1 protein-coding gene is annotated in these 1,239 nt (G+C 68.5%); it reads right to left on the bottom strand.

Annotated elements, in window-relative coordinates; translation table 11 throughout:
• Positions 1 to 7: 7 nt before the first annotated feature.
• Positions 8 to 1,189 (bottom strand): IS30 family transposase, encoded by a 1,182-nt coding sequence (locus ACFCZN_RS21415; protein ID WP_430558107.1) that lies wholly within the window; start codon positions 1,187 to 1,189, stop codon positions 8 to 10.
• Positions 1,190 to 1,239: the final 50 nt, after the last annotated feature.

Here is a 1,239-nt window from a genome sequence, read left to right as displayed (position 1 = left end):
CGCGTCGTCAGGCTGCCAAGAGTAGGCGGTTGAGTGCTTCGGCGGGCTTGGCCCAGTCGAGGGTCTGGCGGGGGCGGTCGTTCAGCAGCAGGGCGACGTCCTCGAGGTCGTCGGCGGTGTGGATGCTCAGATCGGTGCCCTTGGGGAAGTACTGGCGCAGTAGCCCGTTGGTGTTCTCGTTCGTGCCGCGTTGCCAAGGCGAGTGCGGGTCGCAGAAGTACAGGTCCAGGTCGTCGGCGATCTTGATCTGCGCGAACGGGGTCATCTCGGAGCCTTGGTCCCAGGTCAGGGACTTGCGCAGGTGCGCCGGCAGGGTGCGGATCTGGGTCAGCATCGCGTCGCGGACAGCCTCGGCATGATGCCCGTTGGGCAGGTGCAGCAGCATGACGTAGCGGGTGGTGCGCTCGACCAGGGTGCCGATCGCGGACTTGGAGTTGGCGCCGATGATGAGGTCACCTTCCCAGTGCCCCGGCACGGCCCGGTCTTCGATCTCGGCGGGGCGCTCGGAGATCATCAGGTGCGCAGGGATCGACCGCTTCCCGCGGTTGCTCGTAGAGCGTTGCGGGCGGCGCATGGCTCGCCCGGTGCGTAGTGCGGTAGCCAGCTCGCGTCGCAGCCCACCTCGCCCCTGGACGTATAGCGCCTGGTAGATCGCCTCGTGGCTGATGCGCATCTGATCATCATCGGGGAACTCGACCCGCAGCCGTCGGCTGACCTGGGTCGGGCTCCACGCCCGCGCCCAGCGTCCTCCCGCCGGTGGCGCCAGCTTGTCCTGGACCCACGACGCCAGGCGGGGGTTGGCCGCCAGCTTGCGCGCCTTGGGGCGAGTGGCGCGTTCATCGGCCCGCACCTGGGCCGCGATCGCCCGGTAGCGGCCCGCCGTCGTGCCTCGAACGAGCTCACGCGAGATCGTCGAGGCGGAGCGTCCCAACACCCGCGCGATCTCACGGACCCCGCGCCCCTCGGCGCGCAGAAGAGCCAGTTCCTCTCGCTCTGTCAAGGACAAGTAGCGGCCCGAGGGCTCGCCCAGATCGGCAGGCATCACACCACCACACTGCCGGACCTTGCGATAGCCCGTCGCGAACGAGATCCCTACAGCCTGCGCGGCCTCGAACACGCTCAACCCATCACGCACACCCCGCCAAAACGCGCGCTCCACACTCCGCACGACCTTCGTCCCGTCACCCATCCCAACACCCCTCACCAGATCAGGTGTTGCGACGACCGCTTGAACCCGCC

It is taken from the genome of Isoptericola sp. NPDC056134, from assembly GCF_042264825.1.
GTDB lineage: Bacteria > Actinomycetota > Actinomycetes > Actinomycetales > Cellulomonadaceae > Isoptericola > Isoptericola nanjingensis.
This window is presented reverse-complemented; position numbering and strand designations above follow the sequence as displayed.